This is a genomic window from Roseovarius arcticus (genome assembly GCF_006125015.1).
GTDB classification, from domain to species: Bacteria; Pseudomonadota; Alphaproteobacteria; order Rhodobacterales; family Rhodobacteraceae; genus Roseovarius; species Roseovarius arcticus.
Genome location: NZ_SZZN01000001.1, coordinates 3646384 through 3671770 on the forward strand (window position 1 = coordinate 3646384; position 25387 = coordinate 3671770).

The following is a 25387-nucleotide window of genomic DNA, read 5'->3' on the forward strand; positions in this document are numbered from 1 at the left end:
TATCATTGTTGCAATCGCGCTAACTGGGTCGCGCGATGCCGTACCGGGCGCGCAGATCACAGACATCAATGCGGCTGATCGCAAAATGCTTGGCAATCTGGGCGTAGGGCATTCCCATGGAAATCAGTGCGCGCAGCGGCGCAGGACCTAGCGGCCATTTCGCGCCTTCCAGGAATGCAAGTCTAAGCACTTCTTCACGCGGATCTGTTTGTGTACTGTTTGGCATGTCAAAAACCCCCCTTTTGTGGACGGCGATACAGGTATTCCAATCAATTCAATGATCTGGTGCCGGGCGTTTGGCGGCGGCGGTTATCATGGCGACTGTCCGCTCTGATATGTTCTGGGCATGTTCGGAGTATTGCGCCGTCGCGTTTTCCATAAACTCGCGCTGGTGTCCCGCCAGTTCCGCTGGATCATGGCAAGACGAAAGCGAGCGGCATGCCTCAATATTTGCCTGCAGACGAGCCTGCGTAAACTGATGCACCGTCTTTGCCGTCTCGCTCATCTGGGTCAAAAGCGCAGCATTGGACTGCGCCCAGATATTGACAGCAGGATTAATGGCGTCGAACCAATTCTTAGTCTCTTGTGTGGCACGGGTCGGCGCCTCGGGTGATTTCCGCATCGGTGTCTGATCATTCGGCATATTTTCATCCTCATTTAAAAGTGTCGACTTTGCACAAAGAGGGACATCGCTACGATTGCGCATCTAATCCAATGTGGCCTTAGCGCGGCACCCACCCCCAAGCATCGCCTCCCGATTAAGTTAACGTCGGAACAACCTGAGGGTGAGACTCGGAAACTACGTAGAGACCTCAAAACTCAGCGGGATTTCGCCGTTTGAAGATAGTATAGTGCTGTTGCAGCCTCTCGGGTTTAATCTGCCGGTGGGCGTTGGTCGCGCGCCCCTGCGGTCATTTCACCCAGAGGTGTAGCGCGACAGGTGAACCGATGGAAAACGAAAGCAACCCAAACACAGCGCATACACAACGGTCTGATAAATCGGCACTATTTCCAATTGTGGCGATTGGCGCCTCTGCAGGCGGGCTTGAGGTGATCCGAAAGTTGCTGAACCTCATGCCAGCTAACACTGGTTGTGCTTTTGTCATCATCCAGCATCTCGACCCAAACCACAAAAGCATGATGGTAGATTTGTTGGCGCGCGATACGACCATGGCGATCGTTCAGGCGACGCATGGCATGGTGATTGAACCCAATTGCATCTACGTCATTCCGCCGCAACATTTTCTGTCTGTGTGCGATGGGGAGCTTCGGCTTTTGCAGCCAGAGCCGCCGCACAGGGTGCATTTGCCGTTCGATTTCTTTCTGAGGTCGCTGGCGGCGGAATCTGGGCCACGCGCCATCGGGATCGTCCTGTCAGGAACCGGGGCAGATGGCAGTGTCGGACTAACAGCGGTCGATGAGGCGGGCGGGCTTGTTATTGCGCAGGTGCCAAGCGAGGCCGCTTATGACGGAATGCCCCTTAATGCGATTGAGACCGGTGTGGTGGCCCAGATATTGCCGTTGGCGGACATCCCTGCTGCGCTGATCGAATACGCGGCTAACGTCGCTATCGATCCTCATCGCGGGCCTGGCCCGTCGCAACCGGTTGATGATGAACCGCTGGCAGCGATCGTTGAGCTGCTGCGAGGCCGTACATCGCAAGATTTTAGCCACTACAAGAAGGGTACATTGATGCGCCGCATAGGGCGCAGGATGTCGATTTTGGCAATCGATTCGATCAATAACTACATCGACAAATTGCGCCATGACCGTTCAGAATGCCAAGTTTTGGCAAAGTACCTGCTAATCCATGTGACGCGTTTCTTTCGCGATACAGACCATTTTCAGGATTTCGCCCGGTATGTCAGTCCGGAATTGGTGCGCAAAAGCACGCAAGGCGGGCCAATTCGTGTCTGGGTGCCTGCATGCAGCACCGGAGAAGAGGCATATTCCATTGCGATGTTACTTCTAGACGAATTCGCCGCCGCCGGGCGCCGTCCCGAACTCAAGATTTTCGCGTCCGATGTCAGCCCGGAGGCCATCGCCTTTTGTCGCAGCGGTCTATACCCGCCTTCCATCGCGGCAGATGTCCCGCCCGAGAGGCTGGCAAAGTATTTCGCGCGCGAAAGCGGCGGCTATCAGGTAACCGAAGCGTTGCGCAATACGGTTACCTTTACCGTGCAGGATTTGCTTTCCGATCCGCCATTCTCGCGGCTCGACCTCGTCTCGTGCCGTAATATGCTGATCTATCTTGAGGCAGGCGAACAAGAGAAAGTACTGCACCTTTTGCACTACGCATTGCGGGAGGACGGATACTTATGGCTCGGGTCGGCGGAGTCGATTGGCAACCTTGCACAACACTATCAGCGCGTTCAGGGCACGAAACACATCTATCGCCGCATCGGCCACGGCCGCCTAAGGGCGCGCGACACCGCGCTATCGATCAGCAGCTTTGCGCGTGCCTTTCTGCCGCGCAGCGCGCGAACGGGCGACAGCGACCGATCCAGTCTTGGCGCGGCGGTCCAGCGGCGTCTGCTTGAAATCAGCGCGCCCGCTACTGTTGTCGTGGATTCCATGGGTCAGGCCCTGTATTTCTTTGGGCCGACAGATCGATATCTGCGCATCGCCGAGGGTATTCCCGGCGATAACATCAGCACGATGCTGCGAAACGGTCTGTCAATCAAGTACCACGCGGCGATCCGGCAGGCCAAACGAGATCAAGACACTACCATCGTAATGGGTGCACGGATGCGGCTCGACGGCGCTGATTTCGCAGTTCAGATCACAGTGCGTCCAATGGAGCATAAGGGTGACGCGCTCCTGCTGGTCAGCTTTTCTGACGAGCCGGCCGACCAAGCCCCGCAAAGTTCCGAGCCGCCGGTATTGGCGCGTCACGACGACGACTTGAAACAAGAGCTGGAAATTACCCGTAGGGAACTTGACGAAGCTCTACGAGATCTTGAGGCCTCAAATCAGGATCTAGTCGAATTCACCGAAGAAGCTGGCATGCTGAACGAAGAATTCATGTCGACCAACGAAGAGCTGGAGGCGACGCGCGAAGAGCTTCAGTCGCTAAACGAGGAGTTGACGACCTCGAACAACCAGCTTCAGGAAACCCTTGAGGAGCGCGACAAGACCGCAAGCGACCTGCACAACATTCTGACCAGTTCCGACATTGCCACCCTGTTTCTGGACGCTGATCTGAACATCCGCTATTTTACACCTGCCGCAGTGCCGTTGTTTAAGTTGATCCCGTCCGATATCGGACGGCCGCTTGCTGATCTTTCGATCAGCTTTGGCGGTGTCGATCTGATCGCAGATGCAAGGCGGGTACTGGCCGGTCAAACGTCGGTCAAGCGCGATGTCGTCAACTCTATGGATGTGTGGTTCCTGTGCAGCCTGTCGCCAATGCGCTCGCAGGGCGACAGCATAGACGGGGTTGTGGTCAACCTTGCAGACATCTCGGATCTGGCCGCAGCGAAGGAAAAGGCCGAATTGGCCAACGTAGGCAAATCCCGCTTTCTGGCCGCCACCAGCCACAATTTACGCCAACCATTACAGACGCTCAGCCTAGTGCTGGGTGCAATGAAACGGCAGATTAGAAATAACAAAGCGCTGGCACTGCTAAACCGTGCAGAGGCCTCTCTTAGCGTGATGGCGACCATGCTGAACACGCTGCTAAACATCAATCAACTCGAAGCCGGTGTCATATCTCCAAAATTTGCCGAGTTCCCGGTCAACGGCTTACTCGATACTATCAAGGAGGAATTCGCCGAAGAGATGGCCGACAAGGGCCTCAAATGGCGGGTCGTCCCTTGCGGTCTGACTATCCGCAGCGACCGGCTTCTGCTGACCGACATGGTGCGTAATCTGGTCTCGAACGCGATACGATATACCGAAACGGGATCGGTGCTGCTGGGTTGCCGCCGACACGGCGACCGAATTTCAATAGAGGTCTGGGACACCGGCATCGGCATCGCCGAGGATATGCTGTCCTCGATATTCGACGACTATTTTCGCGCGTCGGGCGGACCGACGAACGGCAGCTTCGGGCTTGGTCTATCCATAGCGCACCAGATCGGGACTTTGCTGGGAAGTCCGCCGGCTTTGCGCTCAACGCTGGGCAAGGGGTCGGTCTTCTACATCGAAGTCCCCTGCGCGCGCGCCGCCAAACCCCGGCCAAAGCGACGAGAGGAACCGGCCGACAATGGCGGCGCGTGCCGTCCCGCCCGCGTCTTGCTGATCGAGGACGATATTTCCGTACACGAGGCGATCACCCTTTTGCTGAGCGCGGAGGGACATGACGTTTTCCCGGTCCGCACTCCAAAGGCGGCTCTGGAGCTGGTCACCATAGGTAAGCTGCACCCCGATCTGTTGATTTCGGACTACAATCTGCCCGGCAATATGAACGGCGTTCAGGCGGCCAAGGCCCTTTGCAAAAAGGTGGATCGCGCTGTCCCGGTGATTATCCTAACGGGCGATCTCAGGCTCACGGTCACGCGCGATATAGCCGAGAGCGGGTTCATGAAACGGGAAAAACCGTTGAAGGCAGATAAGCTGCTGTCCGACATCCGCAAAATTTGCGCCAAGCTTGAGCGGTCGCCGCCACCCACTGCGCCCGGCGCCGCGCCTGCCGCCGCCATGGTTTACGTGGTTGACGATGATCGGGCCGCGCGGGAGGCCATGCAGGTGTTGCTGGAACAGGCCGGATACAGTGTCGACGCCTTCGCCGATGCGCCGGCGTTCCTTGCATCTTACAAGCCGCGCAGCAGATGCTGTATCATCACAGATGTCCGCATGCCCGGCATGACGGGGCTCGAACTTCTCGCACAGATCGGGCAGACGGCAGGCGGCCCGCCGACAATCGTCGTGACGGGCAAAGGCGATATCTCGATGGCAGTCCAAGCGATCCGGGCAGGTGCAATCGACTTTATCGAAAAGCCGACCGCGCCGGATGCGCTCCTCGCCGCGGTTGACCGGGCGCTACGGCAGGCGGCAAGCCCTGCCGAAAAGTCAGCCCGGCAAATCGCCGCCGCCAGTCGGTTTTCGCGCCTCACAAAGCGCGAGCGCGAGGTCGCACAACTTGTCGTGGCCGGCCACGCCAACAAGGAGATTGCAGCACGACTTGGTATCAGCCAACGTACCGTCGAAACCCATCGCGCGGCTGCTATGAAAAAAGTGGGCGTCGAGACGATCTCTGACCTTGTCCGGCTGGAGATGGCGGCGCAAGGCAACTGACGGCGCAGGATAACGTCCAGACCAAAACGGCTCGACACATGAATTTCACCGGGACCAATGAGATGCGGCCCGACGAGACCTCATCTCAGGCCCCTTAAGATAATACCGGTCGTGGCCGTCTACGTTCGCGATGCCGAACAGGCATCGGATGAACGCGACGTGGGCCTTTGCCGGTGCCGCTGCGGATTTGGCTTCATTGCGCTCTTTGTCGAGAAACGCGGTGTTGATGGCTTCAAAGGTGTTCTCGACCGCCTAGCGCGGTCAGTCCCTCACCTTTTGGAAATCCTCAGTGTGCGGGATGACAAGGGAGCCAGCCTGCACATCCTTGGCACGGGAATAGATACCGCGACGCCGACGGGAAAGCTCGTGCTGACAGTCTTAGGGGGGATCGCGGTGTTTGTGCGCGAGATGATGCTGGAACGTCAACGAGAGGGTATCGCGGTGGGAATAGGGCCGACGATCATTGCCAAGGAGCTAGGGATAGGCCGTGCATCGGTCTGCCGGATAGTAGGTGACCGCGCGGAGCAGGCAAAGTAATAAGCTGGGCTAAATGGTTTTGGTAAAGGTTAGCTAGGCAGACCTAGATGGTGTCGGCACGAAGTGATCGTAAGATTACTGGTGACCTCAGGTGCACCAGAACTGGGGTCATTCTCAAGGCGAGCCCCTGCTCGCCCGCGTCCCAACTCCCGCAGGCTCGTCCTATTCACCAATTGCCGGGATTGAAAACCTAACCCCTGTCCGAACACTGCCCCAAATTTGACAAGATGTATTTCTAGCCTGTCGGCAAGCCAATCAAAGGTGGGCGCAGGCTAAGATTCCGGCGCGTGCCTTGTTAAAAGCAATTAGTTTTGGCACGAGGCAAAGCGAATGAACAAAATGACGTCGAATAATGCGATTGCAACTGAGTGGATTGTCGAGGAAACAGACTGCCCTCTCTGCGGCAGTTCCAGCGCCAAGGACACCCCCTACAAACAGCCACCCTTTGCAATCAAGACCTGCCGCACTTGCACGCTGTCGTTCCTCAGCCCGCGCCTTGCCGCCGAGGAAGCCCACCGGTTTTACCAAAACGACGCCTATTTTTCGGGTGGCGACGGCACATCGGGATATGAAGACTACGAGGTGCAGGAAGATAGCCTGAGAGCGACGTTCAGAAAGCTTCTCAAGACGCTTGATAGTCAAGGAGCCTGTGGCGGTACGTTGCTCGAGGTCGGATGCGGGCCTGGATACCTTCTGGACGAAGCGCGGGACTATTTCATAGATCGTGCTGGGGTCGAACTTTCAAATGCTGCGGCGCTCAAGGCGCAAGCGCGTTCGAATGCCAAAATTTACCTTAGCGTCGACGAGATTGACGATTTACCAGCTTTCGACTGTATTATCGCAACTCATGTCATTGAGCACATCTACGAACCGGTAGAGTTTGTGCAAAGCCTTGCAAGACGCCTTAACCCAGGTGGCAGTCTCATACTGGCCGCCCCTCATATGGGCAGCATTTTTCGGCATGTAATGGGGCGGCGCTGGCCATCTTTCAAATACCCCGAACATGTTACGTTTTATGACCAGAAAACGCTGCCGGACCTTTTGCGCCGCGCCGGACTTGAGGTAGTGGAACAAGTGTCTTACCCGCATGTGTTCCCGCTGTCGTTGGTCCTGTCAAAATTAGGCATCAGTGCAGGTCCTTGGGCTGACAAAGTCAGCGTCACGCTGCCTGCAACCACGATCAGCTTCAGAGCTCAACTCCAGAGCGTGAGATGACCGTAATGCCGATATTGTCGATCATCATCCCTGCCTATCATGAGCAAGAGGGTATTGAGGAGGCGCTTAGACATATCCGCGCTTGCGCTGAGCCGCTCTGCACCGTTGAATACATCATTGTGGATGACGGATCGACGGATCAGACATGGGATGTAATCGAGTCTCTGGCCGCTACTCAAGATCGTGTGCGTGGGGTTCGGCTGTCGCGCAACTTTGGCAAAGAAGCCGCAATTTCGGCCGGCCTGAATGCTGCGCACGGGGATGTGGTTGTCACGATTGATGCAGACCTACAGCATCCACCGAGTTTGCTACCGGAAATGTTCTCCTGTTGGCAGGCGGGTGCAAAAGTCGTCAATACCGTCAAGCGGACGCGTGAAAGCGAAGGGCGGATAAAGGCGTGGATGACACAACGCTATTTCGGGCTGTTCCAGCGTTTAGCCGGTATCGATGTTGGAAATGCGTCCGACTACAAGATGCTTGACCGTGAAGTGGTCGAGTGTCTTAAACAACTTCCCGAGCGCGAACGTTTTTATCGCGGCCTAGTTGGCTGGGTCGGATTTGAACAAAAGACATTGATGTTTGACGTGGCACCGCGCATTGCGGGTAGCGGTAAATGGTCCGCAACCAAGCTGATTGGTCTCGCGTTGGACTCCATCGTCTCGTTCAGCACGGTGCCCATGCATCTGATGACTATTCTCGGTACGGGTTTTGCTGCACTTGCTATCGCGCTTGGAGCGCGTACCACATGGCTGTGGTTATCCGGTAGCGCCGTGCCCGGATTTGCGACCGTCATTCTGCTCTTGATCGTCATCGGCTCAGTACTGATGATCGGTCTGGGCATCATTGGGGTCTATATTGCCAAGATATATGAAGAAGTTAAGCAGCGTCCGGGCTTTATCGTCCAGCAATCGACGCCGTTGAATTCTCTAAACTACGATAGCGATAGAGATCAAATGGCCCCACAGAAACGGGCACGTCGGAGCGGTCCCGAACTTGTTCAAGAAGCATCTTGCTAAGGGGCGTCAGATATTTGTCCTGACGCCGATGCACCACGAAAAGCGGTGCCGCGGTGTCCAGTGCGCGAACGGTCGTGCGCAGGTCCTCAGCACTTCGCAAACCCAAAGGCGTGCCGTAAAAGCGTACTGGTGATTTGCGTCCTGTCATAAAATTTAACTCGGGATCCATGGGCAGCGTCATCAGCGGTTCATCCACTCTCGCCACCGTGTCGATGGTTTGGACCATGCGTCGGTATGTTTCGGCGTCTGACGGCTGTATCCGGAGGCCAACGCGCGGCAGGGCCGCAGGTTCATTTGCGGGCGCGCGCAGGCCTGCAACCGTTCCTGAAAGGCCACGCTCCAACGGCTGCCCGGCTTGGAACACTACCATATACGCGGACAAAGCAATCAGCGTCACAGTCATTACCTGCCCTGGTCGCGCCATAAGAAGTGCCAGGAAAACGGCAGGTAGAGCAAAAAAGAGATAGATGGGGATCTGATAATGCAGCGCGCTTACAGACCAAAACACGGCCAGGATGACAGGCGCTGGCACTTTTTTGTCGCGCCACATCAGCCATGTTGCGAGCACACCAAGAAAGGGGACCGACGCGACCAACGCAATCCAAGCACCGCCAGACAGAACTGATGTAAAAAATGCACCCTGCGTTACATTCTGCCAGCCCAAGCTAAGCACCTGGCCGAAACTTGCTTGATTGATGAATTCCTGTCCATTGATTATCAGAGCCGTAAAGAAGATGTCTGAAATCCAATAGGAAAAGGCACCTTGCTGCATGGCTACGACGGCGAGTGGTAGACCGGACATTAAAAATCCCACGGCAACCAGTGCGCTTGTGCGACCCGCAACGGCCCACGTCATGCGCGCTCTAAATGTGACAAGTATTAGTAAGGCCAATGGCCAGATGCCCGCCCAGATCATTCCGAACATTTGCTGCTTTGATGCGATATAGACTAGCACCCCGATAAACGCTGTCGAGCCGATCAATAGTCCGGGGAGACGTCCACCACTTTCGTCCTCGGCGTTTTCCGACAAAAGCACGCAGATCAGGCCAAGCGCTAGAAAAACGCCGCTGAGTTGCCGTGTAAAAAAGCATAAGCCAAGAATTGCTCCAGCAACCAGTAAGCGGGTCGCTGATTTGATAGAGCTCTTCTCAAGAAGCAAGCATAGCAGAAAAAACGATCCCAACGCGTGCCAGTTGGCACTAGGGTTGGGAAACTGGATAAACGAGAATGCGGCGACCGTGATTGCGCCTGTTAGGGCCACGGTGCTGCCTGCTGGAGCCAGAAGTTTATAGGCGACCGCACATTGTAGCACCGCTATGGCGACCAACGGATACCGGAGGCTCAGTAGGTCTTCTCCAAAAAGTTGGAATGCCCAGATATTAAGAAGGTTTCCATAGCCTCCATGCAGGTCAATCAGGTCACGGTGTAGGACATCGCCGGCAAGGGCACGCTGCGCGACATAAGCGTAAACGCCTTCGTCCACTGGCCACCAAAACTGATCATGGTACCAGTATAGCAACGCGCCAATACTCGCGATAGCAACAAGCAATGGGCCGACATGTGCGCGTGCGTCAGTCATACTGCTTTTCTTTTCTACGGCTTTGCAAAACGAAAAATGCCGTGCCCAACCCGGCTGCGATTGTTTGCGTGACCCCGAACATAAAGGCCATAGCAATGGCGGTAGACGCACCAAGACCAACCGTTGCAAAAGCACCGATGGCTGCAAGTTCACGCGTTCCCCAACCACCGACGGAAACTGGCACAGAAGCGGCAAGCAGCACAGCAGGAAAGAGAACAAACAGAGCACCAATACTGACAGACACCGGTTGATCTTGCAGGAAGATAAACGCAATACCAATCGAGACGAGGTGCGCGGCTACCGAGAGCGCGATAGCCTCGCTAACAAGAGCCTTGGGCCGTGACCCGTTGGCAGAAAGGACACGTTCTCCTCTCCGCCACCTCACCAGCGAAAAGACGACAAGCCCCGAACACATGGCACATAAAAGGAAGACGCCCCACAAGGGAATAAGCTGTGGTGCAATAAATGTGCCAATAAGAACGACCGAACCGAGTGATGCAAGGCCTATCACGCGGTCAAAAACACCGACGGTGACCGCGGACTTTAGCGAAAGCCCGTATCTGCGCACCAGCCATACGCGCCCCACATCGCCGGCCAGAGATGTCGGGAAAAGCATGTTTGCGAGGGTTGCGCCAAAGGTAAGGCGGTTTGCATCCTGCAGCGATATCGCTGCGCCAGCAGCGTGCGTAATGCGCGCAAAACGCCAGGACGTCAGTAAGATGATAACTAGATGCAACGCCGTCATCACGGCCAATGTGTATGCCGACATTTGGGCGAGATGGCTTTGGACTTGAGACGTATCAACAATGCTGAGTACACAGACAACGAGCGCCAAAAACGCCACTAGACGCAAGACGGTCCGCCAGTGTGTGGACGATTTTGGCTTTGCATTTGCTGATGCAGTTGGCAGGCCAGATCCGAAAAGCGACAGCCCCAGCTGCCGCTTCTTGGAATTTTTCTGATCCTCTGACATGCAGGACGTACACATTCTACGCTCAATCGTTCGGTGCGATGTCCAGCGTCTTTTGTATCTTTGGTTTGCGCAACTTCCAGATCTTGCTGTCGATCATATAGTGGTGGAAGTTCACGATCTGATAAAGCACGATCGTCGCGGATAGCCCGGCAAAGAAAAGCCAGTCCAGTGTGCGCAGTATACCCCAGTAGATGACACCAGTAATCGCAACACCCACCAGCAGATAAAGCCAGATCCGCCCGTTTTGTGAGATATAGGACAGGAATCTAGCATTCGGATCGACCCCATCGGCAAAGCGCTTGTTATTATACATCCACACAAAGAGAATATACTGCGCGTTGTGCCAGATGTTGATCATCAGCCAACCAAGCGTGATGTCGCTTGTGGCAATATAGGCCAGATAGAAAATCGCGAAATGCGTCATCATGTACATCGTGTGCACGATCGCCAGACGCCCTTCGACCGCAGCCCTCAGACGAGAAAGTATCCAGTAGGTCAGCAAACCAACCGCGATATAGCCAGAGGCATCAGCGATTTGTGTTGGTACTGGTAGAGACCATAACTCCATCCCGATGAAAGTTGGGTGCTGTTCTGCGGAACGTGCAAGGATACCGAAAACCGGAATTGAGTAAAAAATAGCCTGATCCAGCCAGCCATCTTCGTATAGGCCGTTTTTATCCCGACCACGGTATGCGCGGGAGATACCCCAGCTTTGACGCGTGTAGTGATACCACTGCCAATAAAAATAGATTGTCACCACTACCCACAGACCAAAGACCCACACGACGCCTAAAGTCGCAACAATCACAATCGGCAACAACCCTACCATCAGGAACCTGTGCTCCTGAAAGCTTTCCTTGTCGAAACATATACGTGTGAAGGTCGAGATTACGTGGTGATAGCCCAAGAACCACAGATCAAGGACTAGGATTGGATAAAAGAGCGAAGGTTCGTACGTTATAACCAAACCGGTTATGCATGAGAGAGCCAATAGTCCAAAAATGAAAACGGCATCGAACTTCGCGTTACGAATCCATGGAAGATCCGCGTAGAAATTTGTCGGCGTTGCTGTATCGGTCACTGTTAATTTTCCTGCAATTTTGTGCCGTTTTTCGACACGTCTTTGTGCCGTTGTTCGACACGATTATCTAGAGCATAGCGGTAAAAAGCGGCAAATTTTGGGCAGCAAGTAGCGTGCTGAGAAACTTAATTTCGGTTTTTCGACTTCTTTCAGCCAATGCATTCGCCAGTCTCTTCGCCCATTCAAACTGGCCACTGACACCTACTAGATGTTTGACCCCACGGTTTTATGGCACGAACCTTTCAAAGGAGTGTAAGGAAGCCGTGCAGCAAAAGTGGACCTGTCCCATTTGAGTGCCGCCCAAAGTGCATGTTTAAGCCACCTTCCGTTCGAAAGCGGCAGGGCTTTTCCAGTTCAGTACTGAGTGCTCAGTGCCTTCGGCGCGGATTGTAAAGCCGTCTATGTATTCGAAGATTGCCATATCAGTTGACCGGCGTGTCTCCGAAGTATGACGCCAGATCAGTTCAGCCTTGATAGTTTTGAAGAACGTCTCAACAGCAGCGTTATCGTAGCAATTGCCTTTGCCACTCATCGGTGCCCTTGAACCCATGCTGGCGCAAGACCTTCTGATAGTCATGCGAACAATATTGGGCTGCCACGATCGGTGTGGTGGATGCAGCCTTTCTGCGGTGAACGGAAGGCTATGACCCTCTTTAGTGCTCGAGTCGCCAAATCACGCTTCTTCCAGTTGCTGACCGCCCAACCAATGACGCACCGGGAATGCAAATCCAGGATCACAGCAAGATGGAGGCAGCCTTACCGCGTTCAGATATAGGTGATGTCACCAACTCACTTCTGGTTGGGACCATCAGCAACAAAGGTTACGGTCCAGCGAGTAAGGCGCGAAATTGAACTTATGATTGTGTCTGACGTAGCCTTGTGTTTGCGCGTTCTGACCACGGATACCGGTCTACCGGATGCTGAGTGATCGCGCCGAGCAGGCAAAGCAGTCACCTTTGGGGGTAATCCCCCCATTTTTAATGGGGTCCAGCCGTAGAATTCAGGCGGCTGTCTTTAGTTTCATGGCAGGTGTCATGCCGCCGATTCCCATGTTGGGTCGCTCGTTGTTGTAAGTCCAGAGCCATTCAGTTGCTTGGTCCTGTGCCTCCTCGATGGTTTCAAGGATGTATTGCCCCAGCCATTCACCGCGAACGGTACGATTGTAGCGTTCGATGTAAGCGTTCTGTTGTGGCTTGCCCGGCTGGATATATTCCAGCCGAACATTGCGTTTCTCGGCCCATTCCATCAGCTTACCACTGATATATTCTGGGCCATTATCGACGCGAATTGTCTGCGGTTGTCCGCGCCATTCAATGATCTGGTTTAAGCTTCTGACAACTCTCCCTGCGGGCAGCGAAAAGTCCACTTCGATGCATAGACCCTCGCGGTTAAAGTCATCCAGCACGTTTAATGTCCTAATCGAGCGCCCGTCTGCCAGCTGATCCGCCATGAAATCCATGGACCATGTCTCATTGGGCTTATCAGGCACCGCCGAGGCTCCGGCTTGTCCCGCTTCAAGCGTTTCTTCGGCTTGATACGCAGGTTTAGCTCCATTGCGCAGTAGATCCGGTAAACCCGCTTGTGGTTCCAGCCGTAACCACGGACGTTGCGCAGATACAGGAAGCACAGGCCGAAGCCCCAGTTGCGCTTGTTTGCTGTCAGACGTTCCAGCCAATCGGCGATCTCTTCATTCTCATCGCTCATAACAGGGCTGTATCTGTAGCAGGTCTCGCTGATCTGGAACGCCCGGCACGCCGACGCGATGCTTACGCCGTGTCGTGCGACCGCATTCATGGCCATCTCTCGTCGCAGAGACGGCCTTAACGCTTTCCAAGGGCTTCCTTCAGCAGATCATTTTGCATGCTCATCTCAGCATACATGCGCTTCAGACGGCGGTTCTCCTCCGCCATATCCTTCATCTCAGACATCAAAGACGCATCCATGCCGCCAAACTTGGCGCGCCACTTATAGAAACTGGCGCTGCTCATGCCATGCTCACGGCAAAGCTCAGAGACCGGCACACCGCCCTCCGCCTGCTTCAACACGGCCATGATCTGCGCGTCGCTGTATCGTCCGTTCTTCATCGTAAATCTCCTCAGATACCTTGCCGAGAAAATGCTACTTTTGAACACCACTAATTTTAGGGGGGAATACCTGGGTAGATGGCTTTGGTAAATGTTAGCTAGATTGACTTACCGGAAGAGGCACTGCCATCGGCAAAAAAAGATAGTTGCAGTTCGTCATAACTCATGTCTGACAAATGGCGCGCGATCTTGGAAAATATTACCTTCCGCTGTGCGTAGATCTTTCTCATCGCGCTTTGGTAGATGTCTCCGAGTGGAAGGATGTCGTCCGCGTCTGGTGGAACAAACATACCATCGCCAAGTTGCATAAGAATTCTTGGCACAAAAATACTGCGGTCGAACGGCTCTTGGTCTGTCACGGTACCCTCGGGCCCTTTCAAACTAGAGCTGGTGTATTATTTAATGTGCAAACCGTCGTTTTGGATGCTACCGAGATAGCCCCCCTGATGGTGAGCCTCACCTCACAGGTGTAGCTGTCTATAGTCAGGCTCATAAGCGCCTCCAGCACACGTTTCATCTCGACTCTTCATCTGGGTCGTGAGACAAATTCAGCATAATGAACCGTATCGTTCGTGCCTCTCTCCGAGTTCTTGGGATTAGTCTCATTCCAGTTGCTTGGTTAGCTATGGTCGTAGGCGTTTGGCAGGATACTGTCGGCGGAGGCGGAGTGATTCCGGTTTCAGGCGACACTTTGATAAACTACGGAATACTCATTTTCTCCATTGGCGTGGGAATTTCGATAATGCGCCATGAAATGATGTTGAGTGATTCTCACATACTTGCAGGCAACGAACCACTACGAAAGCTTCTCGAAGATGGTATTTGGCTGACCGAAGACGAATACTTTCGTCGTGTTTCGTCTGGTGATTTGGGTGTGGCGCGCCGTTTCTGGAGTGCAGGCATTGTAAATAAAAAGAATTCCAGCGGCGAGTCTGATCTTCAAATGGCATGTATCTCGGAAAATTATCTACTGATAAAGGGTATTTTGGAGCGCGGGGCTGACCTTAACGGTACAGACCGACAGGGTAGAACCCCACTGCATTATGCCATCGAAAGGGGCAATCCGGTTTCAGCAAAAAAGCTGATTGAGATTGGTGCAAAAGTTAACGTCCAGACGCTGGAGGGAATAACGCCATTACATTGCGCAGCAGCGAAGCGAGATGCTGATAGTATGCAGGCATTGCTTGATGCTGGAGCGCGCATAGACAGCACGGACAGTGACAACATGACCCCCATGATAACTGCTGCCTGCCAGAGCAGGTGGGAGTCAGTTCGCATCCTTCTAGATGCGGGCGCAAATGCTAAGCATAAGGACTGTCACGGAGCCACTGTTCTTGATTATGCCTACCATCGGAACGCTGATGGAAGCCTGATCGATCTGTTGTTGGTTGCTGGCGTTGAGAGCAATCCTTTGCTCGTCAATCGTGGTCACTGCAGCAGTTCTTCCGGTAAAGCCACTGCGAATTGGGAGTTGAAGCATGGCCCCGCTGCGCCGTAGTTGCTGATTGCTCGGCCACCGGCTTCCACATCCAAGTAGTAGACGTCGGGGTTTCTGCCTGCCTGGAGGTCCAGACGAGCATAGTTTAGCTTTGCCCGGTCTTGCGGTACTATTGCGAGTGAATCATTCTCTGGATCGGAATGATCTGACTACGCCAGTCCACCGCAACCAAGCCAAAGGGTGGCTAGAAGTTGAACGATAAACGTTAACTAACTGTAAATACCAACAAAAAAAATACTTTGATGGTGCCCCCACACGGCGTCTAAACGCTATATAGTGATGCACTGCAATACACCAATCGGACAGTAAAATAGAGACAATTAAGGGATTATCTATTCCACCTCGCTTCACAATGCCCCATAGCATACCATATGTTGAGGGGGATTGAGAGGGGGATAGAAAATGGGTCGTGCCTTGAATCGTCTGAGCGCATCCGCAGTCAAAACCGCCAGCATTGGCAAACACGCTGATGGCGGGGGCCTATGGCTGGTCAAGCGGGAGGATGGCGGCGCGCAATGGGTGCTGCGCGTCACAATGCATGGCAGGCGGCGCGAAATGGGCCTTGGTGCCTATCCTGACCGCTCCCTAAAAGAGGCGCGCGAGGTGGCCGACACTTGGCGAATGGTGGCGCGGCAGGGTTTAGACCCGATCAAGGAACGCGACCGCCAGAGGCGCGAGGCGGCGCGCAATATCCACATGCTAGCCGATGTCGCGCTGGACGCGTTCAACAGCCGCAAGGCCGAACTTAAAGGCGACGGCAAGGCGGGGCGCTGGTTCTCGCCACTTGAGCTGCACGTCCTGCCAAAGCTGGGCAAGGTGCCTGTCGCCGATATCGACCAAAAGGATATCCGCGACACGCTGGCCCCTATCTGGCACAGCAAGGCCGATACTGCGCGCAAGGCGATGAACCGATTAGGCATCGTTCTGCGCCACGCGGCGGCGTTGGGGTTGGAGGTGGATCTGCAAGCGACGGACAAGGCCAAGGCGCTGCTCGGCAAGCAACGCCATACCGTGACGAACGTGCCCGCGATGAACTGGCGAGATGTGCCCGCCTTCTATCAATCACTGGACGGGGGCAGCATCACGGAATTGGCCCTGCGGCTTTTGATCCTGACGGCGGTGCGGTCCTACCCATTGCGGTTCATGCACGTTGACCAGATCGACGGCGACGTGTGGACTATACCCGCAGCGGCGATGAAGGGCCGTCTGGGCGCGACAAGCGATTTTCGGGTGCCGCTATCGGTCGAGGCGCAGGGCGTCATCGCAAAGGCCCGTAAGTTTGCCCGCGACGGTTTTTTGTTCCCTGGCATGAAGCGGGGCGTGATATCCGATATGACCATGACTGCCCTTATGGATCGGCGCGGGCTGAAAGAGCGCCCGCACGGGTTCCGATCCTCGTTCCGTGACTGGACGGCAGAAGTGCCATCCAATCGGTCTGAGAAAACAGAAGGGGAAAGCGCAGCAGACTACGAGAGGGAGGCGACGTATACTGCGCATGAGGTGGCCGAGACCTGCCTTGGTCATATAACGGGCGGCGCAGTCGAGCGGGCTTATCGGCGCACGGACTTTCTGGAACAACGCCGAGCGCTGATGGAACGGTGGGGAATGTGGTTAGTTGCGCCATGTAGCGTTGATGAACATTTGGAGGTCGCTCATGTTCTATAAGAAAGGCTGGATACCTCTTCTGCGAGCCTTCTATGATACCAACAATTTTTTTCTAGAGCAGCGTTACGAAAATGCTGTGCTAACTCAACCTGAAATCTCAGAACCAGACATCGAGCGCTCAGAGTATTCCCTCCAGTCTGATAGATTGGATTTAGAGGAAACAGAAGCGTTAACAAGAGCTTATATGGCTCCAATTTATTCGCGTCTCTGGGCGCTACTAGAAGATGAAGTTGAAAAACAAAACATCGGTGTCACGACTCAGGATGGGGGGACCGCCTTAATTGACAAGGAAATAGTCAGGTACTTCGATCCCGAGCGAGAGAGCGGCTATCATATTTGCTTGTCAATCTGCACAGTTGGCTCTTCGCCTTTGATGATGCGGGAGCTTGACTCTAGGAGAGTACAGCCACTGGAGAAACACCGATATGGTGCCTTCTTGTTTAGTCCAATTGTTGTGAGGGAAGCTAGCTATCGGAAATACATAGGCAACTTGGGATTATCAGATTCCATGGCAGAGGTTACGAGCAGACATGAAAAGATCGCTAATGAAATCGTTTCTAGGTTCGACAAAGGCCAAGGAATTACAAAAAGATGGGTAAGAGAAAATCTCGCCCCCAATATGAAGGTCGCGGAGTTTCAGGCTACTTGGAGAATGGCGTCGGGCGAGCGGCCCGAGCTATCAAAGTCCGGTCCGAAGGGCCCGAGGGAACATCTCTAATTCGAAAACAATAATTCGAATTCGAAAACGGTTCGTAATTCGGATTCGATCGCGCAGATTGTGAATCATGCAAACACATGGAGCACAGCTATGCGTTACCTTTCCTTCCCTGAATTACAAACAAAAATTGGCGGTCGCAGCCGCTCGTCTATTTACCGTGATTTAGAATTGGGCCGCTTGCCCGCGCCGATCAAATTCGGCGCACGCCTCTATTGGGTCGAGGCCGACATAGACGCGGCCTTGGCCGAGGCCCGGAACTGAAAACACCCCCACACTTGCGGATACCGCAGGCGCTGGGGGTGCCGTCTTCAGTCTAAGCAACTCAGACATACGCCTAGCGCCTTTCTTTTTCAACAGAAAGGCTCACCAATGACCCAAGACAAATCCTACTCCAGCGACTCGCAGGTACTCTGGACCTGCAAAGCATTACTGAACCGGCGCACGATCAGCCACGAATCCGAAATCCGCGAAGTGCGCGGCTGGCGGCTAAGCGCAATAATCCATCGTCTGCGGCACGATTACGGATGGCCGATTCAAACGGAGTATCGGGGACCGCAGAACGTCGCGCACTATTTCCTGAAAGCAGGTATCGACCGGACCGCGCTGCGGTTCCCCAGATCCGCGCGCACCTTAGCCGATAGCGAGGCCGCGCAATGACCGCCGCGCGAATCCGTCGTCTTCGCCGTCTCTTCGGCCTGACCGAAACCCAAGCCCGTCTTATCGCGATGCTGCACTATGGGGCCACTCATGACTGACACACAAACCCGCTTGGTCCGCGATAACGGCAGATGGCACATCATGGCCCGCAAGGGCGCTGAGGGGGCCGCTGAGGCCGTCTGGATATCCCTTGGTGGCTGTCCCTGCCAAACGACCGCCATTCGCGTCTGGCTGGCGTGCCTGACGATGGGAAAACGCTGATGGCTGGCGCGTTTTACAAACGGGAAAAAAGGGGGCTTGGGCGTTTCGTCCAACTTCCCGAATGGGTGCAGGCGTCCGAGGCGTGGGCAACCCTGCCTCCTGGCCCCCGCGCCCTCTACATCGAATTGAAACGGCGCTTTAACGGCACGAACAACGGCGCGATCTATCTCAGCCACAGAGACGCGGCGGCGGCGCTGAACGTGCATCGTAACACGGTTGGCCCGTGGTTTAAGTTGCTGGAGGAACGCGGCTTCATCTACATGACGCAAGGTCCGCACCTGGGGCCGTCTGGCATCGGGCGCGCGTCAATCTGGGGGTTGGCCGAGGAATCCACGCCTGACGGTCGGCCTGCTCGCAAAACCTTCATGCAATTTCGGAACCCCCGCACAAAATCTGTGCATGCCCGTCACAAAAAGCAGGCCATATCTACATCTAGCCATAGGCTGCCTATCAGTTGAATACAGCCTTTTGGAGGTGTCCCTGCCGACGACCGTCAAGGCCACTGCCCAATGTAAACAGATAGACGGGATTGACGGTAAGTGTTTCATCCCAGAAGCTAATGCTAAACTATTGGGACCAAACATGCTTCGCCTCATCAAACGACTTATCCTTATGTTTGCCCTAGTCGCCAGCCCGTGCAGCGTTGGGGCACAAGATTATTCCAAGCTGTTAGAAGATTTCGACGCTCATGCACTGACCCAAACGGACAAACGGTTCTTGCAAGCAGCTTTGGCGTTCGAAGGTTACTACTACGGCCTTCTAGATGGCGACTGGGGAGCGAAGAGCCGCGATGCAATGAGCAGATACAGTCGGGTAAAGTTTAAAGGTGCGCCCGAAGACTGGCATATGGCAGTTTTAGCTCTTTCTCTTTTTGAACGGATAGACCGCGACGGATGGAGGATGGATTACTTTGATGGCTTGGGCATGTCTTTTCTATTTCCCGTCGACAGCGCAATCGCGGACCCCCCGACCAAAGATTTCGTAAATTGGCGTCATAGAAACAGTAGCCTGTCATACTCTCTGGGTATTCATGACAAAGTTACCACGCAAAATTTGCATGATTTCACTGTTCGCCAGCATGAGATTTCGGGAGGGCCCTATACGGTTAGGAAAACTAATTTCGCCGTCACATCCTCAACAAGTCGGGACGGCTCCTCGCTCTACACGAGGTCGAATTTCGTAAACGGACATTGGTCGACTGTGATGTTGTCTGCGAGTAACCACGATGGCTCTATTCTCGCTGCTGTCTCATCAAGCATCAGCGCGGGCAATGCACCTTCACTTATGGTTTCCGAGAATGGGCGCTTAGAAGCTGCAATTTTGCAAATGATTGCCTTTATCGACGAAGATCGAGAAAAAACAGAAGAAGGCAACAGTCTCGCTAATTCAAATCAACAGGATGCCCCATCTGGTGGGTCAGGTTCAGGATTCTTTGTATCAAGTGGCGGATACGTTCTGACCAACGAGCATGTAGTCTCCGACTGTAGAAAAATCGAAGTGAACGGCGAAGTTGCTGAGCTAGTTGAAGTTTCCGAAGTATTTGACCTTGCAATTCTTAAAACAACGCTTGGCCCCCACGATGTTGTTGCCGAGTTTTCTGTAAGGCCTGCCAAACTGAATTCTGACGTTACGGTTATGGGTTATCCTTACGCCGGTCTTCTTAGCGGATTGAATGTGACCCGTGGCTCAGTGTCAGCCTTGAAAGGCTTGCGCGGCGAACTCACTCAAATGCAAATCTCAGCGCCAGTGCAGGCTGGGAACTCCGGTGGGCCAGTATTGGCTACCAACGGCGAAGTCGTCGGCGTGGTCGTGTCCAAACTGGACGCCAAGTTGATTTCAGACGCAATTGGAGATGTGCCGCAGAACGTGAACTTCGCCATTCGTGGGGAAATAGCCAAACTATTCTTGTCTCAGAACGGGGTTGATCCGACTCTTGGTGCTTCAAGTCAACACTTACTGCCAGAGCAGCTTGCTGAAAAGGCTAGTTTTTTCACTGCCTTTATAGAATGCAAACGATAAGGTGCCTCCATCCTTTTGGACAAAATGAACCAGAAGCGATGGGTGGAATTGGCAGCAGCACAGAATGGATGGCCCGTGGTTCAGGGAACTGGAGGGGCGCGGTTTTTCTTCCTGACTCAAGGCCCGCATCTGGGGCCGTCCAGGATCGGGCGCGCATCAAGCTGGGGTTTGGTCGAGGAAGCCACGCCAGACGGTTGGCCCGCGCGAAAGACCTTCATGAATTGCAGAACCCCCGCACAAAAACTGTGCATGCCCGTCACAAAAAGCAGGACACTTGATGAGGTTTATTATGGTCGAGGGCGTGAACCGTCCTGTTTTTTGTGCCGCTAAACCCGGGAATCGGCACTGGGGCGTCACAATAACCCGGACATATATACATCTAGCCATAGGTAGGGCGATTGGTAGACGCTGTTCAGGGGATCTACCAGCCAGTCAGTCAATGCGCTTATCTGAAGGTCAGGACCGCTTGAAGCACTGACAAATTGCGGATCTATCTCGGATCGGCTCTTTGACCGCGCGCAACTATCGATAGGCTTCCATGCGGCAATGGGACTTGTAGGCTCAATGCCGCCTCTGTCGGCTCAGTCAGCCATGCATCCACCTGAGCCGCAGTGGTCAAAATGACTGGCATCGCCTTGGGGTGAATCGGCTTCACTATCTCATTCGCATCTGTGGTCAGAAATCCAAACAGGTTGTTAGTGGTTTCGCCTTCGGCAAGTTTGCGTACTGACGTCCATTCGGTCCAGATCCCCGCGAAAAATGCCAGCGGGCGCGTCTCATTCAAGGCAAACCAAACTGGCTCTTTGTTCTTGCCGGGGCGGGTATCGTATTCGCAAAAGCTCGTGACCGGCACAACGCATCGGTTTTCTGGACCCAGCCACCGCCGCCAATGGGGCGACTTGGTGTTGCGAACATTGGTTACGCCCGTATCAGTCTTACGATTTTTCAACGCGAATGCGGGCGATGGCATACCCCACCGCATGATGGTTAATTCCCGACCGCCTTCAATGCTGCGCACCACGGGCGCAAACTGGTCAGGGAATATGCTGGGGGATGGCTCTAGGTTGCCGACCGCATCTGCCACGGTCATAGCCCGCGCCACATCGACTATCGCTTGGCGGTTAGAGGTCATGCTGTAGAGGTTACACATGAACAAACGCTAGAGCCGAAATCGTGCTTGGACAAGCACTCCAGTGTGTTCTATTTTTGTTCTCATAATGCCAGCATCGATTCTTCCCATACGCGCCCACCCGGCGAAGCCTTTTCGCACCATCGCGGATGCCGCCCGATCGCATCAGTTGCTGACCCTGCGCTGCAACGTTTGTCGGCGGCGCATGTCGTATCTCGCCAGTGACCTTGTGCAGGTGATCGATCCGCATTGGCCTGTCCACCTCCCGCCATTCGGCTGTGGCAGATGCGGCAAAGATTACATCAACGTCACATGCTGGTCGCCAAAGTCTGAGGACTTAGGAAAGGTCGCGGTTAGACGTCCTTATAAGCTCATCCAGACGTGGCGGACGGTTATGTTGGGAGACTGAAGCTAGACCAGCGCAGCCATGGATAGGGGTGGCGGGCGAACGTGGCGAGAGGGTTGACGGCTAAAAAGGAAATCGGTTCAGTGGCCAATCTGGTGCTCATATTCGACATTTACGATCAAGATATTCCACAATCATTTCAACCACAGATGATAAACTTTCCTAATGATTTCGGAAAAAACAGGAGGCCACACATGGGTGGATACGGCTCAGGACGACTTAGCTATCGACAAAAGGCAGAGGACTGTCGCTCACTGGACGTTAACCGCTTTCACCGTGACGGTTGTCTACGTCCCGGCAGACAGGGCAATTGGGTTTGGTCCCGCGATGGCGAGGAAGTCGGGCGAATAGGATACAAGGCAAAGGGCGGACGACTGGTCCTAGACTACCGTGTGCGCCAGTATGGCGGCGACTGGGAGCCTATAACCGAAACCATCCGCATCACATACGCAGATTGCAACTATGGCAATGTACGTCCCTATTTTATGTGCCCGGGTGTGGTGAATGGTCGGCATTGCGGTCGGCGCGTCGGCAAGCTGTTTTCAGGCGGTCGCTATTTCCTATGCCGTCACTGCTACAACGTCAGCTATTCTAGTCAGTCAGAGGCGCGCTATGACCGCGCTCTGAGACGCGCGAACAAAACTCGCATGGCGCTGGGTGGCGAACCTGGCACAGCAAGCTGGATTGCGCCAAAGCCAAAAGGGATGTGGCAACGGACCTATGAACGCCGCTGCGAGCAGATTGAGAGCGACGAAAGCGAAGCGGACCACCTTTTTTTCAGCAGGTTTGAAGGACTTCTCAACGCGGACGAGCTCGAGATTTATAGCATGGCGAGCGCACTCAGATCCTAGTCCACGTCATGGACAGGTTTACAGCTTTATGTAGCTTCTCAAAATCTTCCTGAGTTTGACTTGGAAAAGACGAACTCGGCACTTAGCCCGAGAACGTCGAAACTAGGAAAGATGAAGATATACCTATGAAGAAACTTTATTCAAACGCAGCACTTGTTCTGATGACCGCTCTTGCTGCTGGCTGTGCGAAGCCGCCCGGCAGCATTCCTCCTGTTGCCGTTTCGACGCAGAACTACGAGAGACACTCGTGTTCAAAGCTTGCCGCAGAAATTAATGTCAACTCGAGTGAACTGTCCGACGCTGAGCGTAGACAAAAAAACGCAGTTGCAGGTGACGCTGTCGGTGTGTTCCTTGTTCTTATTCCGCCAAGCGCGTTTACAGGCGATGCTTCGGCAGACGTGGCATTGAACAAAGGTGAGGATATCGCAATGCGTCAAGCTTTCGCATCACGCTGTGTGAGCGGTTAAGGCAACTATGCGCCCGAATTTCAAAGCAGTGCTTTGAGAGCCATTTAAGGCATGACCGGGGTCGGCTACGGCGTTGAGGCCGACGACCTCGGTTTAACAGGCTGTGAGATTGTTAGTTTGCGAGACCCGCATAGTCGAAGCCGGTCTGGCCTAAAACTGGCTGCGAGTAAGAGTTAGTCACAATGGAGCAAAGCTGACACATGAAGCTGAAAGCCATCATCACTGCAACCACAGTCGCCATTTTCTTCATGGGAACAATGGTCAGCGCAAACGAGGTCAAAGGTAAAGTTACCCATGTCAGGGATGCAGACACGATTGAAGTCCGTGGCGTTCCAATTCGCTTTGACGGTGTAGATGCTCCTGACAAAGGCCAAGCGGGTTTCAACGAAGGCAAGGATTGGATGAAGCGCAACTATGCTAACCGGATGGTCCGCTGTGTCTTGACCGGTGCAAAAACGTATGACCGTTACGTTGGAACTTGCTTTGGCAGCAAAGGCGAAAATATCAGTGCTGCGGTTATAAGCGCTGGCTGGGCCAGAGATTGTCCAAGGTATTCGAGCGGTAAGTATCGCAAATACGAAACAGCAAGGTCGCGTTCCGTTGCCATGAAAGACTATTGCAGGTGAAGACTTGTAAGGTCTTATCTTTGACGGATCTAGCGGCGGCGAACCCAAGCACATGCACTACGCGACCAAGCAGAGACTAGTTGCTGAATATGAAAAAAGCGAGGTTGAGGTGTCGAGCACTTTGCTGAATTGGTTGCTATCGTATGAGGATCGAACTGAAAGATAGAACCAGTGACCGCCGTGAGCGAGGGGGATTCGCAGGGGGACTAGATAGTAAGGTTATCGCTTATCTATTTGATAAATATAGCGAATATTGTCTTAAATGGTGCCCCCACACGGACTCGAACCGCGGACCTACTGATTACAAATCAGTTGCTCTACCAGCTGAGCTATAGGGGCGCCGACGCGGCATTTAGCAGGGTGCCGCGGTGTTGGCAAGCGTGTCCGGCGACGTATCAGGGTGATAGTAGCGTGATGCCGGGGATGCGTCCGATATTGTACAGGTCGTCGTCATATAGATCGCTCAACTCGTCGACGGTTTCGTCTGTCCAACCGGGTAGGTCAAGTTCTTCTTCGATGGCATCCTCGTTGGCGAACTTGTCGAGAAAGGCCGAGATCACGCGACGTTTTTGCATCTCGGTCATGCCGGGATGCTTCTCAAGATAGCTGTCAAAGCGGGACATGCCTACGGGCGTCATGATCTCGCGCAGCAGCGCATGTTCGCCGGCCAGCGGGACGCCCGGTTCAACTCCTGCCATCTCGCGCAGAATCTGGCCCCAGATCAGCGGCGTATCTTCGTTGCACCAAACGGTGATCGGTATATCGGGGATCGAGCTACGTACGTGCCGGATCATATCAGACCAGCGCATTTCGCGCGGATCCGTGCCGCCCAGATAGGCCGCCAGACTGTCGTATTTCGTTTGCGCCATAATCGCGGGCAGGAACGTAGCGGGACTGCAGATGGCAAAGAACATCTCAATCTCGTCATGTGCGAAAATATCCCGGAATATCTGGGTGCGGCCTGCGGCGGCAGTATAGAACTTGCCGCCCGATGCCGCCATCTTTGGCGTGCCAAAGAAGCCGGGGTTTGACAGGATCAGCCTGTCCGGCGTGCCATCAAAGCCCAGCGCATCCATCAGGACATCGCGCGTGTCGTCTGCGACGCCAGTATTTGCGGCGGCGTGCAGGACGTCGCGCATCAATCGGCGATATTCCTTGGGATAAGGCACTTGGGTCCCGCGTTCGGCCAGCATGTCCCGATTGGCCGTCAGGCATCTCAGCAGGCGGTCCTCGTCGGTAATGTGGGCGCCTGCGTGAAGAACGAGCTGCATGAGCGGTATGTCTCGGTTTGGGTATCCTTGGTCTGTATATGGCGCATTGCAGGGCAGATAAACCGGTTTCGATGCGTGGCGCTGGGCTGCCTTGGG

The 25387-nt window shown here is 54.3% G+C and carries 22 protein-coding genes, 1 tRNA gene and 2 pseudogenes; 15 read left to right on the forward strand and 10 right to left on the reverse strand.

Annotated elements, in window-relative coordinates; all coding sequences use genetic code 11:
* Nucleotides 1-19: 19 nt before the first annotated feature.
* Complete coding sequence (locus MK6180000_RS17440) at nt 20-226, reverse strand: hypothetical protein (RefSeq protein WP_138935903.1); 207 nt, start codon at nt 224-226, stop codon at nt 20-22.
* A 48-nt stretch (nt 227-274) separates the two neighbouring features.
* Nucleotides 275-643: a phasin family protein gene (locus tag MK6180000_RS17445; protein WP_171054678.1), complete on the reverse strand. Its 369-nt coding sequence runs from the start codon at nt 641-643 to the stop codon at nt 275-277.
* A 305-nt stretch (nt 644-948) separates the two neighbouring features.
* Here MK6180000_RS17445 and MK6180000_RS17450 point away from each other — a divergent pair, with 305 nt between their 5' ends.
* The 4 genes from MK6180000_RS17450 (at nt 949) to MK6180000_RS17465 (ending at nt 8006) form a co-directional block, all read left to right on the forward strand.
* Entirely contained in the window at nt 949-5238 is a 4290-nt protein-coding gene (locus tag MK6180000_RS17450; protein ID WP_138935905.1) for a chemotaxis protein CheB, read from the forward strand.
* 111 nt (nt 5239-5349) lie between these two features.
* A complete protein-coding gene (locus MK6180000_RS17455; protein ID WP_246040563.1) occupies nt 5350-5775 on the forward strand; it encodes a recombinase family protein in 426 nt (141 codons plus the stop codon).
* 330 nt (nt 5776-6105) lie between these two features.
* On the forward strand, nt 6106-6990 hold the full coding sequence (locus tag MK6180000_RS17460) for a class I SAM-dependent methyltransferase (RefSeq protein WP_138935907.1): 885 nt from the start codon (nt 6106-6108) through the stop codon (nt 6988-6990).
* Nucleotides 6987-8006 carry a glycosyltransferase family 2 protein gene (locus tag MK6180000_RS17465; protein WP_138935908.1) on the forward strand — a complete coding sequence of 340 codons (1020 nt, stop codon included), beginning with the start codon at nt 6987-6989 and terminating at the stop codon, nt 8004-8006. Before MK6180000_RS17460 ends, MK6180000_RS17465 begins: the two co-directional genes overlap by 4 nt.
* 1571 nt (nt 8007-9577) lie before the next feature.
* Here MK6180000_RS17465 and MK6180000_RS17470 read toward each other — a convergent pair.
* The 5 genes and pseudogenes from MK6180000_RS17470 to MK6180000_RS17490 form a co-directional block, all read right to left on the reverse strand.
* Complete coding sequence (locus MK6180000_RS17470) at nt 9578-10558, reverse strand: lysylphosphatidylglycerol synthase transmembrane domain-containing protein (RefSeq protein WP_171054680.1); 981 nt, start codon at nt 10556-10558, stop codon at nt 9578-9580.
* Between the two features lie 22 nt (nt 10559-10580).
* Nucleotides 10581-11639 carry a hypothetical protein gene (locus MK6180000_RS17475; RefSeq protein ID WP_138935910.1) on the reverse strand — a complete coding sequence of 353 codons (1059 nt, stop codon included), beginning with the start codon at nt 11637-11639 and terminating at the stop codon, nt 10581-10583.
* Nucleotides 11640-11952: 313 nt separating this feature from the next.
* Nucleotides 11953-12545 (reverse strand): annotated as a pseudogene (locus MK6180000_RS17480) (IS3 family transposase); the annotation flags it as partial.
* A 94-nt stretch (nt 12546-12639) separates the two neighbouring features.
* Nucleotides 12640-13723: pseudogene (locus tag MK6180000_RS17485) on the reverse strand (IS3 family transposase).
* Nucleotides 13724-13821: 98 nt separating this feature from the next.
* Nucleotides 13822-14082: a hypothetical protein gene (locus MK6180000_RS17490; protein ID WP_138935911.1), complete on the reverse strand. Its 261-nt coding sequence runs from the start codon at nt 14080-14082 to the stop codon at nt 13822-13824.
* Between the two features lie 197 nt (nt 14083-14279).
* Here MK6180000_RS17490 and MK6180000_RS17495 point away from each other — a divergent pair, with 197 nt between their 5' ends.
* From MK6180000_RS17495 to MK6180000_RS17525, 8 genes are all read left to right on the forward strand, one after another.
* Entirely contained in the window at nt 14280-15221 is a 942-nt protein-coding gene (locus tag MK6180000_RS17495) for an ankyrin repeat domain-containing protein (RefSeq protein ID WP_138935912.1), read from the forward strand.
* Nucleotides 15222-15623: 402 nt separating this feature from the next.
* Nucleotides 15624-16886, forward strand: a complete 1263-nt coding sequence (locus MK6180000_RS17500) for a tyrosine-type recombinase/integrase (protein ID WP_138935913.1) — start codon at nt 15624-15626, stop codon at nt 16884-16886.
* Entirely contained in the window at nt 16876-17604 is a 729-nt protein-coding gene (locus MK6180000_RS17505; protein ID WP_138935914.1) for a hypothetical protein, read from the forward strand. Before MK6180000_RS17500 ends, MK6180000_RS17505 begins: the two co-directional genes overlap by 11 nt.
* Before the next feature lie 90 nt (nt 17605-17694).
* Nucleotides 17695-17865 (forward strand): helix-turn-helix transcriptional regulator, encoded by a 171-nt coding sequence (locus MK6180000_RS17510; protein ID WP_138935915.1) that lies wholly within the window; start codon nt 17695-17697, stop codon nt 17863-17865.
* A gap of 108 nt (nt 17866-17973) precedes the next feature.
* Nucleotides 17974-18261, forward strand: coding sequence for a hypothetical protein (locus MK6180000_RS17515; protein ID WP_138935916.1), 288 nt, complete (start codon nt 17974-17976; stop codon nt 18259-18261).
* A gap of 90 nt (nt 18262-18351) precedes the next feature.
* Nucleotides 18352-18522: a hypothetical protein gene (locus MK6180000_RS20425; RefSeq protein WP_171054681.1), complete on the forward strand. Its 171-nt coding sequence runs from the start codon at nt 18352-18354 to the stop codon at nt 18520-18522.
* Nucleotides 18522-18980, forward strand: a complete 459-nt coding sequence (locus MK6180000_RS17520) for a helix-turn-helix domain-containing protein (RefSeq protein WP_138935917.1) — start codon at nt 18522-18524, stop codon at nt 18978-18980. Before MK6180000_RS20425 ends, MK6180000_RS17520 begins: the two co-directional genes overlap by 1 nt.
* Nucleotides 18981-19104: 124 nt before the next feature.
* A complete protein-coding gene (locus MK6180000_RS17525; RefSeq protein ID WP_138935918.1) occupies nt 19105-20541 on the forward strand; it encodes a S1C family serine protease in 1437 nt (478 codons plus the stop codon).
* Nucleotides 20542-21031: 490 nt separating this feature from the next.
* Here MK6180000_RS17525 and MK6180000_RS17530 read toward each other — a convergent pair whose 3' ends face one another.
* Nucleotides 21032-21691, reverse strand: coding sequence for an SOS response-associated peptidase (locus MK6180000_RS17530; RefSeq protein WP_138935919.1), 660 nt, complete (start codon nt 21689-21691; stop codon nt 21032-21034).
* Nucleotides 21692-22270: 579 nt separating this feature from the next.
* Here MK6180000_RS17530 and MK6180000_RS17535 point away from each other — a divergent pair.
* The 3 genes from MK6180000_RS17535 (at nt 22271) to MK6180000_RS17545 (ending at nt 24020) form a co-directional block, all read left to right on the forward strand.
* A complete protein-coding gene (locus tag MK6180000_RS17535) occupies nt 22271-22927 on the forward strand; it encodes a hypothetical protein (RefSeq protein WP_138935920.1) in 657 nt (218 codons plus the stop codon).
* 125 nt (nt 22928-23052) lie between these two features.
* The gene (locus MK6180000_RS17540) at nt 23053-23394 is read left to right on the forward strand and encodes a hypothetical protein (RefSeq protein ID WP_138935921.1); all 342 of its coding nucleotides are present in this window, start codon (nt 23053-23055) and stop codon (nt 23392-23394) included.
* A gap of 200 nt (nt 23395-23594) precedes the next feature.
* The gene (locus MK6180000_RS17545) at nt 23595-24020 is read left to right on the forward strand and encodes a thermonuclease family protein (RefSeq protein WP_246040564.1); all 426 of its coding nucleotides are present in this window, start codon (nt 23595-23597) and stop codon (nt 24018-24020) included.
* 263 nt (nt 24021-24283) lie between these two features.
* Here the strand turns inward: MK6180000_RS17545 and MK6180000_RS17550 are convergent.
* Together MK6180000_RS17550 and MK6180000_RS17555 are read right to left on the reverse strand one after the other, a co-directional pair.
* A tRNA-Thr gene (locus MK6180000_RS17550) sits at nt 24284-24359 on the reverse strand.
* A gap of 56 nt (nt 24360-24415) precedes the next feature.
* Nucleotides 24416-25291, reverse strand: a complete 876-nt coding sequence (locus MK6180000_RS17555) for a hypothetical protein (protein WP_138935922.1) — start codon at nt 25289-25291, stop codon at nt 24416-24418.
* Nucleotides 25292-25387 lie beyond the last annotated feature (96 nt).